The following is a 16,973-nucleotide window of genomic DNA, read 5'->3' on the forward strand; positions in this document are numbered from 1 at the left end:
TACATGCTGGAGATATTTGGATTGACATTAGAACGTTACAGGATGTATGTGGCTGACGGCATGCATGTGGGATTATTTCTTGCGGCAATTATCTACATTGCCTGTAGTAAAGCAGAAAAAGAAAATAAAAAATTATTTGTGGGATATGCGGTAACTTTTGGATGCATCTATTTCTTTCCTCTGACAGCTAAAATTATTATGGATTACTGTGTGGGAAGAGATGTTTACTGGCGGATGTTCTGGCTGCTGCCCATACCCCTTGTTTTATCCTATGTGGCAGTAAGAGCCTGGTATTCACAGAATACAAAATTAAAAAGAGGGGTTATGCTTGTGGCGCTGATGGGTGTTCTTGCCGTAACCGGAAATTTTGTCTACGTCTCAGGGACAGTTCTTCATAAGACGGAAAATCTGCAGAAACTGCCTTCGGCAGCAAACGCTATCTGTGAAATCATTACACAGAACCGTGGTGAAGGTGAGACGGTAAAGGCTGTGGTTCCCGATGATCTGGCTGGTTATATACGCCAGTATGATGCAGGCATTGGACTGGCATACGGAAGAAAAGGAAGATTTAGCAAGAGAGACAGGAAAATACATGAACAGATGATATCGGAAAATCCGGATTTCAGGGTCATCATCAGGCAGGCGAGAAAGGCCGGGTGCAATTATCTGGTATATTATGACACGGCGGACTCAAAAAAGAAAATAGAATTAAGGAAGTTTAAGGCAATTGGACAGACCAATGGTTATATAATCTATAAGGATACTGCACCGTTAACACCCAAAGAAGAGACAGCCAGTTCCAATAATGCCTGAGATTGCCACGTCTTTTTTGTTGTATTTTTGTAAAATTTGTTGTAATATAGAGTCTGGCAAGTATTGATGTATAATTATGATGAACCATTGAAAAATAAAGAGGGGTAAATATTAGTGGAGAGAAGAGAACAATATAAAAGAGTCATCATGTTTTTTGCTTCTGCGCTTATTCTGGCAGTACAGACAGCAATATATGCATATGTCTGGTTTTCCTATTATGACTCCAGAGGGGTTATCCGTACAACGTTTGTAAGAGGTAACTGGGTAGTTGTGGGAATGTATGCACTGATGCTGTTTTTCTTCTACAAATTGTACGGAGGATTCAAAGTAGGTTATTTAAGGGTACTTGATGTGCTCTATTCCCAGATTGCATCCGTATTATGTGTGAACGGAATAACTTACCTGCAGATGGCATTGATTGGCCGCTGGACTTTTGGAGCGCATGTGCTGCCGATGTTCTATATTACGGCAATTGATTTAGTAATCGTCGTTTTGTGGGTGCTTATGATGCGCTGGATTTACGTGCATATATATCCCCCAAGGAAGATGCTGCTGATATACGGAGAGAAAAATCCAAAGGATCTGATCCGCAAGATTTCCTCCAGAGAAGATAAATATGATATTTGCGAGTCCATTCATCTGGGAGATGGCATGGATAAGCTGAAAAGTAAAATAGATTGCTATAAGGCAGTAATTCTGGGAGATATGCCTTCCCATGAAAGAAATCTGCTGTTAAAATACTGTTTTGAAAAAGATATCCGGTGTTACTGTATTCCAAAAATATCGGATGTAATGATTATGAGTTCCGACAGCATACATCTGTTTGATACACCGCTTCTGCTGTTTCGCAACAGAGGCCTTACGATTGAACAGAAGACGGCAAAACGTCTGACCGATATTATTATTTCCGGTCTTGGAGTTGTAATTGCATCTCCGTTTATGCTGATCATTGCGCTTTTAATCAAATGCTATGACAGAGGTCCTGTGTTTTACCGTCAGGAACGACTGACCGAGCGCGGCAGGACATTTTATGTACTGAAGTTTCGAAGCATGAGAGTAGATTCTGAGAAAGAGGGAGCACGCCTTGCGATGAAGCAGGACAGCAGGGTAACACCGGTTGGAAGGGTGCTCCGTAACATTCATTTTGATGAGCTGCCTCAGTTATTCAATATTTTGAAAGGGGATATGTCTCTGGTAGGTCCAAGACCGGAGCGTCCGCAGATTACAAAGGAATACAAAGAAAAGATTCCGGAGTTCGATTACCGCTTAAAGGTGAAGGCCGGACTCACCGGATATGCACAGGTGTATGGTAAGTATAATACCACTCCTTACGATAAGCTCAAACTGGATTTAGCGTATATTGAAAATTATACCTATCTTTTGGACTGGAAGCTTATGCTGATGACAGTTAAAATTCTCTTTCAGAAAGAAAATACGGAAGGAGTAGAGGCATGGCAGGTGACAGCGGCGACAAAAGAGGAAGAAGCAAAAAAAGAGAACAAATAAATAAATATTCTGTATTAATGTCTGTATATAAAAAGGAAGAACCCGCATTTTTAAAAGCGGCAATTTCCAGTATGATGGATCAGACAGTGCTTCCGGACCAGTTTGTACTGGTCTGTGACGGACCTTTAACAGAAGCATTAGACGAAGTGGTGGAACATTTCCTGGAGCAATATCCGGAGGTGTTCCTTGTTGTACGTTTAAAGGAATGCGGCGGTCTGGGGCCGGCGCTGCAGACCGGAATAAAGCATTGCAGAAATGAGTTGATTGCCCGCATGGACAGCGATGATATCAGCCGGAATGACCGTTGTGAGAAGCAGCTCTATATATTTAATAAAAAACAGGTGGACATTACAGGTGGGATTATCGAGGAATTTGCAAGTGATATGCATGAAATCTCAGGGAAAAGGGTAACGCCGAAGACCAATGAAGCCATTTTAAAGTGTGCAGGCAGGAGAAATCCATTTAACCACGTAACGGTGATGTATCGTAAAAGCGCGGTGATAAAGGCCGGTGGTTATCAGGACTTCCCTTATTTTGAGGACTATTATCTCTGGGCCAGAATGTTGAAAAACGGTGCTGTTGGATATAATATACAAGAGCCGCTTGTTTATGTGCGAACAGGAGAGAGCATGTTTGCAAGACGGGGCGGTATGGCTTATGCAAAACTGGCAGTGAAGTTCAGGTGGTATTTAAAGAAGAACGGTATTTCTACCTGGATGGATTTTCTGATTTCGGCAGGCGGACAGGTTCTGATCTGCATTTTACCCAATGGCTTCCGGAAGAAATTCTATGAAGTAATTTTAAGAAAGACAAAGTAGGAGCGTTTATGGTTAAAGGAAAAGCAAAACGGAAAATATATTTTGCCGGAGGATCAGTATTATCGGCAGTAAATAAGGTGATTCCCAAAAATAAGAGAAAAATCCTGATCTTCTGTAAAGGAGAACTTTATGATAACAGCGAAACACTGTTCTGCTATCTGATGAAGTATAAATTTTATGAAAAATATGAGATTGTCTGTGCAGTTGGCAGACCCCGGGACTATCAGAAACTGGTGAGAAAAAATGTCCGGTTTGTAAATCTGGCGGGAAGTTTAAAGGAAATTATGACGGCGGGATTTATTTTTTACCATGGGGAAATTCTGGCAATCATGCCCACAAAAGATCAGGTGTCGATTGACTACTGGCATGGAACCCCTTTAAAAAAGATCAATCATATGCTGGAGGACAAGCTGGGAGATTACCACTATGATTTTTTTACCTATTTAACAGCGCCAAGTGAAATGTTCCGTCCGATTATGGCGGAAGCTTTTAACTGCAAACTGAATCAGGTAATCATTGCCGGACATCCTCGGAATGATGATTTGTTTTCAAAAAAAGATGAATTTCATAAGCTTTCAATTGTAAAGGGAGATTATCAAAAGGTATTTGCCTGGATGCCCACCTATCGTATTTCACGGGATAAGCTGATTATGGATTCCAGTGAGGATTATGTAAAAAATGCAGGCATTCCCTTGTTTCATACGGCAGAGAGCTTTACAAAACTAAATGCTTTTATGAAGGAGCATAACAGCCTGCTGCTGATCAAACTCCATCCGGCACAGAATCTGGAGGCGCTGGCGATTAAGGATATGAGCAATATTAAGATACTGACAAATGCTTATCTGGATCAGAAAAGAGTCCGTTTGTATCGACTGCTGAAAGATACCGATGCCTTGATTACCGATTATTCATCTGTATATTTTGATTATTTACTTCTGGATAAACCGGAAGCTTTTATCATAGAAGACATGAAAGAATATGGAAGCCACAGAGGTTTTGTAGTGGACAATCCCCTGGATTACATGCCGGGAGAGATTATTGAAAGCCAGGAAGGTTTCTATGGATTTTTAGAAGATTGTATTGCAGGTGAGGATGCTTATAAGGAAAAACGTCTTGAAATTAATGATAAGGTAAATCATTACAAAGGCGGAGGGAACTGCAGAAGGCTGCTGGAATTTGCGGGCATTAGCAAATAGGAGCAATTTAAAGCAGTCTCTAAAGGGGCTGGAACGTGTTTGAAATGAAAGAAAAAGAGGTACCCATGAAAAGAGAAATACTGAAAATGCTAAGCGCCAATCCCGCTGTGCGGGAAGGTTGTGTAAGGCTGCGCAGTTTTTACCGGAGGACGCGTAACAAGCTGGAGTATGAAAGGCGTTATGCTACCCAGGAAAAATTAATTTTATTTGAGGCCTATAAGGGCAAGAGTTACAGCTGCAGTCCAAAGGCGGTCTATGAAGAGATGATCCGGGACAGCAGGTATGACGAATATAAGAAAGTATGGGCCTTTGAAGATCCTGAGTGCCACCGGGATTTAGCGGATAGAAAAGATACCATAGTGATCCGGCATAGAAGTAAAAAGTATTTCCGTTATGCGGCACAGGCAAAATACTGGGTGACAAACAGCAGGATGCTGGATGAAATACAGAAAAAGAAGGATCAGGTCTATATTCAGTGCTGGCACGGTACGCCGCTGAAGCGATTAGGGTTTGATGTGAAAGTGCATAAAGGCGGTGCCCAGGAAGAACGGGAACTGAACAGAGAGTATGAATACGATGCTATGAAATATGATTATATTATATCTCCGTCACCGTTCTATACAGAAAAGATTACATCCGCATTTAATCTGAAAGCGCTAGGAAAAGCGGATATTTTTGTGGAAAAAGGGTATCCCAGAAATGATTTTCTGTATCAGTATACAGAAGACCAGGCAGAAGCAATCAAGCGTAAACTTCATATCCCACAAGGGAAAAAGGTGATTCTGTATGCACCTACCTGGCGTGACAGCATGCAGGAGGTGGGCATTGGATGTACCTATAGCCTTGGACTGGATTTTGCAGTTCTGCAGGAAAAATTTAAAGAAGAATGTGTCATCTTGTTCCGGACCCATTACTTCATTAAAAATGTCATTGATCTAAAGCAGTTTGAAGGATTTGTCATCGACGTTTCAGAGTATGGAGATATTAATGATCTGTATATTGTCAGTGATTTGCTGATGACGGATTATTCCAGTGTATTCTTTGATTACGCTAACCTGAAGAGGCCAATCATTTACTACATGTATGATTTTGAACAGTATAAAAACGAGATGCGGGACTTTTATATAGATGTGGACACCCTGCCGGGGACAATTATAAAGACAGAAGAGGAATTGCCCGGTGCTATCCGGGAAGCTATGGACGAGTTCCGGTATGATGAAAAGTACAGACAATTCAATGAAATTTACAATCCGCACTGCGGAGAAAATGCAAGCCGTGCCGTGCTGGAAACCTGTATCAGATCCTAAGAGGGGATGATGCGTGATATGTTCAGGCAGTGAGGCAGACGTGTCATGAAATTTGAAACATCTGTGAAACTGCGCCGGGAGTTGCACCTGGAAATGTTGTATGATATAATATCTGGAATGTTTATTACGGAACGTACATTTAGATGAGGTGAAACGTTGAAAGAAAAAATAAGAAATGGAAAGGAAGCCACGCTGTAATTCTTTCAACTTGTTTTATTTGTGGCAGTATCGCAGAAAACCTGCGGTATGCAATGGGCATAAAGATGAAAAAAATTATTACCTATGGAACATATGATTTACTCCATTATGGACATGTTAATCTGCTTCAGAGAGCCAAGGCGCTTGGAGACTACCTGATCGTAGCATTGTCTACGGATGAATTTAACTGGGATGAAAAACAGAAAAAATGTTATTTTCCATATAGTGAAAGGAAACGTCTGCTGGAGTCGATCCGCTACGTGGATCTTGTGATCCCTGAAAATTCCTGGGACCAGAAGATCAGTGATGTGAAAGAATTCAAAGTGGATACCTTTGTAATGGGGGATGACTGGGAAGGAAAGTTTGATTTCCTGAAAGAATACTGTGATGTGGTATATCTGCCCAGAACGCCTGAGATTTCCACAACTCAGATAAAACAGGATTTAAAGAAATAGGAGCCGGAAAATTCATGAAACGATTTATTAATGATATTAAAAAATTTTATCAATATACCATGTATGCTGCCAGATCTGAGCTGAAATCGGAAGTTGCCAGTTCTTATTTAAACTGGCTGTGGTGGATATTAGATCCGCTGCTTTTTATGATGGTATATACTTTTATTGCTCAGATAGTGTTCAGCAATAAAAAAATAGATTTTTTCCCAATCTATGTATTTATCGGCCTTTCTGTCTGGAATTTCTTCAATAAGGTGGTCATCAGCAGTGTAAGGGTTGTAAAAAGCAATAGTGCGGTTGTTTCTAAAGTGTATGTACCAAAATATATGCTGATTTTAAAAAATATGCTGGTAAACGGATTTAAAATGATGGTTTCTTTTGGACTGGTAATTATCATGATGGTTATCTGGAGAGTACCATTTAGTTTTAAGATCTTATATTTCATACCGCTGATCCTGATTCTTTGTCTGTTTACCTTTGGTATAAGTGCAATCGTATGCCATTTTGGTGTATTTATCGAAGACCTGCAGAATATTTTGACGGTATTTTTGAAATTGATCTTTTATATGTCAGGAGTATTTTATGCAATAGATTCTATGAATCAGATACCGGCACCTATTAAGAATCTCCTGCTTAATTTTAACCCTGCTGCATTTATAATGTATTCTCTGAGACGCACAATGCTGTATTCCCAGTTCCCTCACCATAAATTTATGTTAATGTGGCTGGTGATCGGTTTTGTTCTGTCGTGCATAGGTGTGCGGGTGATTTACAAATATGAGAACAGTTACGTGAAGGTGATATAGATGAGTGTTGAAAATGCGATTAAGGTGGAAGACCTGAATATTTCTTATAAATGCTTAAATGCATATTCCATCAAAAAGAACTTTTTTAAATTAAAGAAGACAAAGACGGAAGTCCATGAGGCGGTAAAAAATGTTTCTTTTCAGGTGAGGGAAGGAGAAATTCTCGGTATTGTTGGAAAGAACGGCAGTGGAAAATCCACAATGCTCCGGGCTATTGCGGGGATTTTCTCACCGGATTCCGGAACCATTGACCTCTTTGGACATACCGTATCACTCCTGTCCATTGGAGTTGGTTTTCAGAAAAGCCTGTCCGGTAAGGAAAATATTATGCTTTCCGGTATGCTCCTTGGATTTACGGAAGAAGAGGTTCGCAGACAGATGCCTGAGATTATAGAATTTGCAGGACTTGGTAAATTTATTAACATGCCCGTGAAGACCTATTCCAGCGGTATGTATTCCAAGCTGGCATTTTCCATTACCGCTATTTTAAAGACCGACATAATGCTCATTGACGAAGTATTAAGTGTTGGTGATGCAAAATTCAAAAAGAAGAGTTACCGCAAGATGAAAGAACTGATCAGTGAAAAGGATCGTACCGTAGTCATTGTATCCCATAATAACGATACCCTCAGATCACTGTGTGACCGGATCCTGTGGCTCCATGACGGGGAAGTTAAGATGCTTGGAACTGCAGAAGAAGTTTTGCCGGTATATGAAGAATTTATGCAGTAAGGAGGCATTAGGCATGTCAAAGAACAAAAGTTTAGCAGGGAGACTGCATGGTAAAATAAAAAGAACTCTGAAAAAATGCAGCAGCAATCATCCTGCAGTATTAAAATTCTACCGGAAATATGTGTATTTGATGCGTAGACTGAAATGTACCTGGTATGGTATTAAGACACCAACAGACAGCCATATGGTTATCTTTACGGGCTTTTTCGGCTCACAGTATGGTGACAGCCCAAGGGCATTGTATGAGGCGATGCTGGCAGATGAAGCTTATAAAGATTTTCAATTTGTATGGGTGTTTAAGAATACAAAGAATTTTGAGTTTTTAAAAGAAAACAAAAATACTTTTATTACAAAAGTGCGTTCCAAAAAGTATTATGAATATCATGCGAAAGCGAAATACTGGGTATGCAATGCATCTGTGACCAACTATCTTTATCCGAAGAGGGACCAGGTAGTCATACAGACATGGCATGGTACCCCTTTAAAAAGGCTTGGACTGGATATTGAATTTGACAGTGATAAAAAACGTTCCCTAAAGGAAAACTATCATAAATACAAACAGCATGTGAAGAAGCTGGATTATTTCCTGTCTCCTTCTAAGTTTGCAAGTGAAAAATTTGATACTTCTTTTGGAATTTCCCGGTTCGGTAAAGAAGGGATTCTCCTGGAAACCGGATATCCCAGAAATGATTTTCTTTTCACACACACCAGTCAGGATGTGGAGCGTTTAAAAGAACAGCTTCATATCGGGAAGGATAAAAAGGCGATCTTATACGTTCCAACCTGGAGAGATAATCAGTATGTGGAAGGACAGGGATATCTCTATCAGCAGCATGTGGATCTGGATGCCCTGGCGGAGAAACTGGGAGATGAATACGTAATTTTATTCCGTACCCATCACCTGAATAAATTCACGGGTGAATACCGCTATCCGGAAAGAATCGTGGACGTATCGGAACATAATGATATCAATGAACTGTATGTTGTCAGCGATATGCTGATAACCGATTATTCCAGTGCATTTTTTGATTTTGCAAATTTGAAAAGACCGGTATTGTTCTATATGTATGATCTGGATGAATATATGAACCAGATCCGCGGCTTCTATCTGGAGCTGGAAGAACTTCCAGGACCAATTATTCAGGAAGAAAGCAAGCTTGCGGATGCCATCACGGATCTGTTTGCTAACTTTACGGTAGATGAAAAATATCAGTCATTCAATCAGAAATTTAATTATCTGGATGGACCTGATACCAGTAAGAAAGTTTTGGATATCTGTATTCCGGCGAAGTAAAATAAATTTTTACAGATCCGAAATGCAGGGAAGATATCATTTACGAAATTATAGAAGTCAGAGGTGTAATAATGGGATTCGCAGAAAAACTGAAAGTCGGCATTGGCTGGCGCGTGAAAAAGATAATTCGATTCATAAAAAAAGGTTTTCGACGTATTAAGAAGCTGATAAAACTGGTTTTTAAGAAAACAAAAGAAGGTTACTTTCGATTATCAGGTGTATTTCGCGGCAGAGGTATCTGTCTGTTGGCAAACAGTAAACGATTAAAGTCTTATAAGGATAAGCATCAGGGTGAACGGTGCTTTCTGGTGGGAAATGGTCCGAGCTTAACAAGCAGCGATCTGGACCTGATTAAAGATGAGACAACGATTGGCTGCAATATGGTTTATAAAATATTTGACCAGACAGAGTGGAGGCCCACTTACCATTGCCTTATTGATGTGATGTTTGCAAAAAATCTGTCAGAGGAAATTGCAGACAATGTAGAGGCGCCTTTCTTTGTAAATCTTACTGCTTATCACTATATGAAAAAAAGGCCGAAGGACAGCACCTATGTCTACAATGTGGCAAAAGAACCCTATAAGATCAGTAACAATTTTCTGTCATATTATGTTCCGTCGGGTGCTACGGTTATGTCATTTATGATAGAACTTGCCATTTACATGGGATTTAAAGAAATCTATCTGATTGGTGTGGACTGTACATCCAGCTTAGCAAAAGACAGCCATTTTATCAAAGATTATCTGAGTGATGATATGAAACAGATGGACGTAAAACGGATTGAGAACCGATTAAAAGCTCAGGATCTGACAAAAGAAGAGGTATCTGAATATTACAGGCAGAAAGCGATTTTTGCTTATAATAAATTAAATGATTTTGCAAATGAGAGAGATGTCAAGATTTACAATGCAACCAGAGGAGGCGCTCTGGAGTCGTTTGAAAGAGTAAACCTGAGTGACATACTAGGAGGCGTGAACGCATGAAAGTAGTAGGAGTAATACCATCAAGATACAAATCAAGCAGATTTCCGGGAAAACCATTGGCGGATCTTCATGGCAAACCAATGATCTGGTGGGTATATCAGCAGGTAAGCAAGGTAAGAAACTTTGATGAAGTGTATGTAGCAACGGATAATCAGGAAATTTACGATGTCTGCACGGGATATGGATTCAAGGTGCTAATGACAAGTGAAAAGCACACCAATCCTACAGAGCGGACGCACGAAGTATCCGATAAGATTCCCGCAGATATCTACGTGTTTATCGGTGGAGACGAGCCGTTAATCGAAGCCCAGGCAATTGAGAAAGTAGTGGAAACAGCGAAAAACACACCGGAATTCTTTGTGGCAAATGCAATGACCACGATTAAGACAGGACCGGAAGTTATTGATTTTACAAATATTAAAATGATTGCAAACGAAGCAGGAGACGGCCTTTATACATCCAGAAGCCCGCTTCCCTATCCAAAGGGGAGTCTGGAGTTCGATTATAAGAAATTCGTTGGAATCTGCGCATTTACAAAAGAAGCATTGGATTTCTTCGTCACCACTCCACAGAGCTTGCTGGAGAAGGTAGAGGAGTGCGACCTGATCCGCTACATCGAACATCATAAAAAAGTGAAATTTGTGGATGTAGACTGCAGAACAGTGTCTGTAGATACACCTAAGGATCTGGAAATGGTAAAGGACCTAATGGTTGCTGAAGGAATTGTAGGATAGGAGTTTTTATGTATAAAGCTGTAATATTTGACCTGGACGGCACCCTGCTGGACACTTCAGCAGGCGTACTGAAAAGTGTGGACTATACGATCGAAAAGATGGGTTATCAGCCTCTCGCTGAAGAAGTAAAGCGCACTTTTATTGGCCCGCCAATTAAAAAATCATTGATGAAGCAGTATGGATTATCAGAAGAAGAAGCCGATCAGGCAACGGAAATTTTCCGGGATCGGTATAAAAACCATGATCTGTTTTTGGCTGAAGCCTATGAGGGTATCTATGATTTGCTGACTGCCCTGCATTTAAATGGTTACAAAATCGGGGTTGCTACCTTGAAAAGAGAAGACTATGCAATCGAAATACTAGAACATTTTCAAATAAGCAAACACTGTGACATAATTTGCGGATCAGATTTTGCCAGCAAAATGACAAAAAAAGATGTACTTCAACGCTGTGAATCCCTCATGGGGCTTGCATTTTCAAAAGAAGGAATCCTGATCGGGGATACTACTTCTGATGCAGTGGGAGCTTTTGAAGCCGGGGTTGATTTTATGGCGGTCACTTTTGGTTTTGGATTTAGAACTGAAGATGATGTTAAAGAGTATCCGTATGTGTTTTCTGCTGATACGGTTGGGGACATCAGGGGATTTTTTGGGGTATAGAACCTCGCAGACAGACATGCTTTTTCGAAAGGATGTCTGTTCGCGGGGTTTTGTGTTAGAACCAGTTTGGAAAGTATTAGCAACAATCTGCTGCGGTTTGCGGAATGAATGAATGGAATTAAGCGATTTTCAAACAGGCTCCGGAACAGAAAAATATAAATGAGTCAGGGAGATAAGAGGATGGATAAAAGAATGGATAAAAAAGTACTGATTTCGGTAATTATACCGGTATATAATGTGGAAAAATATTTGAGAAGATGTCTGGATTCTGCTGTAAACCAGACCATGAAAGAAATAGAGGTAGTGGCCATCGATGATGGATCGACAGATAGTTCAGGTGTGATTCTGGATGAATACAAAAAGAAATATCCGGAGATCATGCAGGTTCTGCATACGGAAAACCATGGGCAGGGAATTGCAAGAAACCTGGCAATTAAAGAAGCAAAAGGTACATATCTTGCGTTCTGTGATGCAGATGACTACATGATCGAGAATTCCTTAGAGCGCATGTATGCACGTGCCCAAAAAGAAAATTGTGATTTGATCTATGGCGCTTCCTACCGGGTAAGGGGTAACGGAAAATATCTGTTGGGATTGCTGCCGGGACCGGTTACCAAAGAAAGTATGCTTCTGGATATTACACCATTTACATTATGGAGCCTTCTGGTAAAAAAAGAACTCTGGGAAAAAACGGGCGGAACAGCAGACATGATTTACCAGGATGTAGCCTATATTCCAATCTTGATCGCAGCGGCTGTAAAAGTCGGATATGAGCCGGCTCCGGTTTATTACTGGATGGATCGGGAAGACTCCACAGTACACCGCACAAAAGAAAAGAAAATTTTAGATTTTGTAAAAGCTGCAAAAATGGCAATTGAGAATATTGATGCAAAATATCGTAATGAAATCGTAATGAATATGGCAGAAAAGACCATTGATAAATCGAAAGCAATGTGGTATTTTGGGGATGAGTTCTTTTCGTATTTCAAGTCACTTACATCTTTGATTGAAAAGAATCCATGCTATCTGGCTAAGCCGGAGAAGTATAAGGAAATCACCTATTATCTGAGCTTAACAGAGCAGGCAATGCCTAAGAGAATTTATCTGGATGGATTTTCACAGGAAATCACATCCGAACAGGCGTCAGAAGCAGCACAGCAGGCCTTTCGTGAAGAGGGGGAGGCAGTGGTGTTAAGTCCGCAAAACTGCGATGTGCATGAAAACCAGATGATAGAGCAGGCATTTCTTCAAAAGAATTTTAAATTGGTAGTCGGATATTTTGCGTTAAAGAAAATTTATGCAGAAGGCGGATTTTATCTTGGCTCCAACATGAAAATAAATGGACCATTTGATTGTATGCGCTGTTATCCGGCATTCTTTAGCTTTTTTGATGAAGAACATTTTACAGATAAGGTATTTGGCGCAGCAAAGGGCAACCCTGTTATAAAAGAGATAATTAACGGGTTGGTCAATTGTAAAACCCAGACAGAGGCAGATCCGGAAAGACAGATAGAGAGTGTGCTTAAAGGGAAGTATGCTGTAGAGATGAATGGAAGAACCACTTATTCAAAACATCCATTTGTATTATTATCACCACTGGCAACAATGACGCCGGTCAAAGGAACCATATTAGATCTGAGTCAATGTACGCAGTTTGACATGAATCCGAAAGAATTATTTACAATTCCAAAATCAATCCTTGCCGGAATTGCAAATTATCCGGTGCCGTGGCAGGGTACTCAGATTAAGAATTGGAAGTTTAAATATGGAGAAACAAAAAAGCAGTGTGATGAGCTTAAGAAAAAATATAAGAAATGTACAGCTGAATTAAAAGAGATAAAGAATACAGATGAATACCGTGTAGGCAATGCGTTGAAAAAGAATGGATTTGGAAGATTGATTATGCGCGTGTGTCTGAAGATTTTGGGAAGCAGATAGAATAGATCAGTAGAAATTTGCAGCATTGCAAAAGAATAAAGCACAGAATATAATATATCAAAAGTCTGAATGCTGACCATAAATAGGAAAATACTTCACAAAATACTAATTTACCTGTATAATAGGTTCTGTATTACAGTAACCTATATCAGTTTTTGTAAAACAATATATTGAAGAGTCAATATATTTTAAGAACAGGAGAATAAAATGAATAATATAAAATTATTAGATTGTACTTTACGTGACGGTGGTTATGTTAATGACTGGAGATTTGGACATGACAACATTGTGAGTTTATTTGAAAGACTGGTCAGCACAAATGTAGACATGATCGAAGTCGGATTCCTGGATGAAAGACACGAGTTTGATATCGACCGTACCATCATGCCGAACACGGACTGCGTAGAAAAAATCTATGGCGGGCTTGACAGAAGACAGGCAATGGTTGTTGGAATGATCGATTTCGGAACCTGCGGAATAGAAAATCTGTCTCCCTGCAAGGACAGTTATCTGGATGGTATCCGGGTAATCTTTAAAAAACATCTGATGCATGAAGCAATTGCGTTCTGCCGTCAGGTAAAAGAATTGGGCTATCAGGTATTTACCCAGGCAGTTTCGATTACAAGTTACTCAGACAGAGAAATGCTGGATCTTATCGATCTCGTAAATGAGTTAAAACCTTACGCAGTATCCATTGTAGATACCTATGGATTACTTCATCAGGAACATCTGATGCACTATTTTGAATTATTAGACCATAACCTCATTCCGGAAATTGGTGTAGGATATCATTCCCATAACAACTTCCAGCTGGCGTATTCCAACTGTATGGAAGTTTTGAAAGCTCACACAGACCGTATGGTAGTAGTGGATGCAACTCTTTATGGAATGGGCAAAAGTGCTGGTAATGCGCCGATGGAATTGCTGTCAATGTATTTGAATACCAATTGTGGAAAAAACTATGATATCAGCCAGATGTTAGAAGCAATCGATATCAACATCATGAATATTTATGAAAAGAGTCCATGGGGGTATAATCTTTTCTTCTATCTGTCGGCATCCAATAACTGCCATCCAAGTTATGTAAAATATTTAATGGACAAGCATACATTATCCCTGAAGTCCTTAAATGAAATACTGGACAGCATTGAATTTGAAAAGAAATTATTATACGATCAGAAGCATATCGAACATCTGTATAATCAGTATCAGAATTCAGAATGTAATGATCTGGATGATCTGGTAAAACTGGAAGAACAGTTTGCAGGAAAGAAAATTCTGTTAGTTGGACCAGGTAAAAATGTCCAGGCTCAGGAAGAAAAAATCAAAGCTTATATTGAAGCAAATCATCCGGTTGTCATCTCTACAAATTATATACCGGGAGCCCTTATGGTTGATTACGTATTCCTAAGCAATTCAAGAAGGTATGTTCAGCTGAACAGCGTGATCACAGAGTATAAGAACCGTGATACCAAGGTAATTGCCACATCAAACGTAACGAACACAAAAGGGAGCTTTGACTACACCTTAAACTATAGTTCACTGGTAGATGAAGATGCTGAGATTATTGATAATGCATTTATCATGCTCCTGAAAACATTGATGAAAGTAAAAGTAGATCATGTGGCATGTGCCGGCTTTGATGGCTATTCACCGATTGAAGATAATTACTACAATTCCAGCATGGAATACAGGATTGAAAAAGAGAAGTCAAATAGTATGAACCAGTATGTGATTGACTGCCTGAAAAAGATGAATGATCATATCTCTGTGGAATTTATAACAGATACATTCTATGAGAAATAGAATTATCATTTTACAAAAAACGTGCAGAAATTTCTTTTCGAAATGGCATTTTGAATATTTTGATACAACATATTTTATTGAAATTAGAAAAAGTTATAAAATGCAGGTAAGAGCTATCGGTGATTTGACCTGATAGCTCTTTCAATGAGAAGAGATATGCCCGGAGAACGGCTTGTTCTGAATCAGGTAGATGGGCCTTGGAGCGTGTCCTATTTAAATAGAAACAGTACTTTTTTGATCTGCCTTTAGCGTGAAATATGAAGCAAATATTATAAAAGTATGAACTAAAATGCCTCAGAATGTCAATATTAGCAAAAAATATGTAAAAAATAACCTTATATAGGGTGGTAAAATTTTAAAACATATGATATAATTTAAACACTATATTGTGAATATTATGCGGAGAAGATAAAATGAAAATTGCAGTTGCAGGAACCGGTTATGTCGGCCTTGTCACAGGTGTGTGCCTGGCGAGTAAAGGACATGATGTAACTTGTGTTGATATTGATGAAGAAAAAGTTGAAAAAATGAAAAAGGGGATATCCCCTATCTATGAGCCTGGACTGGATGAATTAATGCAGCAAAGCATGGATCATCTGCAGTTTACAACGGACTATGGCGCTGCATATAAGGATGCGGAGGCCATTTTTATTGGCGTGGGAACTCCGGAAAAACAGGATGGTTCCGCAAATCTGGCTTATGTCTTTAAAGTAGTAAAACAGATCGCGCAATCCGTAGAACGGGATTGTGTAGTTGTAGTAAAATCTACTGTTCCGATTGGTACCAACGACAAGGTGGAATCCTATCTTCGGGAGCGTTTGGTACATGATGTCAAAGTAGATATAGCGTCTAATCCTGAATTCCTATCTCAGGGAACCGCAGTTTTGGATACACTTCATGCATCCCGTATTGTCATCGGTGTGGAAGATGAAAAAGCCGGTGAGGTTTTAAAGAATGTTTATGAAAGATTCGATGCACCGATTATTGTTACAGACAGAAGAAGTGCAGAGATGATAAAATATGCATCCAATGATTTCCTTGCATTGAAGATCTCATATGTAAATGAGATCGCTAACCTCTGCGAAATCGTAGGTGCAGATATTGAAGATGTTACAAAAGGAATGGGATATGATGCCCGTATAGGAAAACGGTTCTTAAACTCAGGAATCGGCTATGGAGGTTCTTGTTTCCCAAAAGATACAAAAGCCTTAAGCTGGCTGGCAAGTTTTAATGACAACGAAATAAAGACAATCAGAGCGGCCATTGATGTAAATGAAAACCAGAAATTAAAACTGGTGAAAAAAGCAAAAAAATATTATGAAGACTTCACAGATCTTAATGTGGCAGTATTGGGTCTTACCTTTAAGCCTGGAACCGATGATCTGAGGGAAGCAGCTTCACTTGTGAATGTTCCTATCCTTCTGGAAGACGGTGCCCATGTGAAAGCCTGGGATCCGGTAGGAGCTGAGAATTTTAAAAAGCTCTATCCAAAGAAAGTTGATTATTGTTCAAGCATCGAAGAGACTTTAAAAGATGCGGATATCTGCTTTATCTTTACCGAGTGGGATGAAGTAAAGAAATTTGATATAAAGAAGTACGAACAACTCATGAGAAAACCTATCGTATTAGATGGAAGAAATTGTTATTCCTTAGATGCGTTTGCAGATACAAAAATAGTATATAATTCGATCGGCCGTAAAACAGTGAATAGTGAGTTAATGTAGGACA

15 protein-coding genes are annotated in these 16,973 nt (G+C 39.6%); all 15 read left to right on the forward strand.

Annotated elements, in window-relative coordinates; all coding sequences use genetic code 11:
- Positions 1–3: 3 nt before the first annotated feature.
- The 15 genes from CD03_RS0130010 (at position 4) to CD03_RS0130085 (ending at position 16,969) form a co-directional block, all read left to right on the forward strand.
- Positions 4–813: a hypothetical protein gene (locus CD03_RS0130010; RefSeq protein ID WP_027296775.1), complete on the forward strand. Its 810-nt coding sequence runs from the start codon at positions 4–6 to the stop codon at positions 811–813.
- Between the two features lie 114 nt (positions 814–927).
- Positions 928–2,319 (forward strand): sugar transferase, encoded by a 1,392-nt coding sequence (locus tag CD03_RS0130015; protein WP_027296776.1) that lies wholly within the window; start codon positions 928–930, stop codon positions 2,317–2,319.
- Positions 2,265–3,137, forward strand: a complete 873-nt coding sequence (locus CD03_RS0130020; protein ID WP_081820426.1) for a glycosyltransferase — start codon at positions 2,265–2,267, stop codon at positions 3,135–3,137. The genes CD03_RS0130015 and CD03_RS0130020 overlap by 55 nt, the downstream gene beginning before the upstream one ends.
- 8 nt (positions 3,138–3,145) lie before the next feature.
- Positions 3,146–4,333, forward strand: coding sequence for a CDP-glycerol glycerophosphotransferase family protein (locus tag CD03_RS0130025; RefSeq protein WP_027296778.1), 1,188 nt, complete (start codon positions 3,146–3,148; stop codon positions 4,331–4,333).
- A 65-nt stretch (positions 4,334–4,398) separates the two neighbouring features.
- Positions 4,399–5,640, forward strand: a complete 1,242-nt coding sequence (locus CD03_RS35305; protein WP_161597407.1) for a CDP-glycerol glycerophosphotransferase family protein — start codon at positions 4,399–4,401, stop codon at positions 5,638–5,640.
- 263 nt (positions 5,641–5,903) lie between these two features.
- A complete protein-coding gene (tagD, locus tag CD03_RS0130035) occupies positions 5,904–6,293 on the forward strand; it encodes a glycerol-3-phosphate cytidylyltransferase (protein ID WP_027296779.1) in 390 nt (129 codons plus the stop codon).
- 14 nt (positions 6,294–6,307) lie between these two features.
- Positions 6,308–7,099, forward strand: coding sequence for an ABC transporter permease (locus tag CD03_RS0130040; protein WP_027296780.1), 792 nt, complete (start codon positions 6,308–6,310; stop codon positions 7,097–7,099).
- Positions 7,100–7,831 carry an ABC transporter ATP-binding protein gene (locus tag CD03_RS0130045; protein ID WP_027296781.1) on the forward strand — a complete coding sequence of 244 codons (732 nt, stop codon included), beginning with the start codon at positions 7,100–7,102 and terminating at the stop codon, positions 7,829–7,831.
- A gap of 13 nt (positions 7,832–7,844) precedes the next feature.
- Positions 7,845–9,125, forward strand: a complete 1,281-nt coding sequence (locus CD03_RS0130050) for a CDP-glycerol glycerophosphotransferase family protein (RefSeq protein WP_052378049.1) — start codon at positions 7,845–7,847, stop codon at positions 9,123–9,125.
- 71 nt (positions 9,126–9,196) lie between these two features.
- Positions 9,197–10,108 (forward strand): 6-hydroxymethylpterin diphosphokinase MptE-like protein, encoded by a 912-nt coding sequence (locus CD03_RS0130055; RefSeq protein ID WP_027296783.1) that lies wholly within the window; start codon positions 9,197–9,199, stop codon positions 10,106–10,108.
- Positions 10,105–10,842, forward strand: coding sequence for a 3-deoxy-manno-octulosonate cytidylyltransferase (locus CD03_RS0130060; RefSeq protein ID WP_027296784.1), 738 nt, complete (start codon positions 10,105–10,107; stop codon positions 10,840–10,842). The genes CD03_RS0130055 and CD03_RS0130060 overlap by 4 nt, the downstream gene beginning before the upstream one ends.
- Positions 10,843–10,850: 8 nt before the next feature.
- A complete protein-coding gene (locus tag CD03_RS0130065; protein WP_027296785.1) occupies positions 10,851–11,501 on the forward strand; it encodes an HAD hydrolase-like protein in 651 nt (216 codons plus the stop codon).
- A 180-nt stretch (positions 11,502–11,681) separates the two neighbouring features.
- Complete coding sequence (locus tag CD03_RS36640; protein WP_027296786.1) at positions 11,682–13,439, forward strand: glycosyltransferase family 2 protein; 1,758 nt, start codon at positions 11,682–11,684, stop codon at positions 13,437–13,439.
- Between the two features lie 207 nt (positions 13,440–13,646).
- Positions 13,647–15,245, forward strand: a complete 1,599-nt coding sequence (locus tag CD03_RS0130075) for an aldolase catalytic domain-containing protein (RefSeq protein WP_027296787.1) — start codon at positions 13,647–13,649, stop codon at positions 15,243–15,245.
- A gap of 413 nt (positions 15,246–15,658) precedes the next feature.
- Positions 15,659–16,969, forward strand: a complete 1,311-nt coding sequence (locus tag CD03_RS0130085) for a UDP-glucose dehydrogenase family protein (RefSeq protein WP_027296788.1) — start codon at positions 15,659–15,661, stop codon at positions 16,967–16,969.
- The last annotated feature ends 4 nt before the right edge of the window (positions 16,970–16,973 follow it).

It is taken from the genome of Robinsoniella sp. KNHs210, assembly GCF_000686105.1.
In the GTDB taxonomy this organism is placed as follows: domain Bacteria; phylum Bacillota; class Clostridia; order Lachnospirales; family Lachnospiraceae; genus Robinsoniella; species Robinsoniella peoriensis.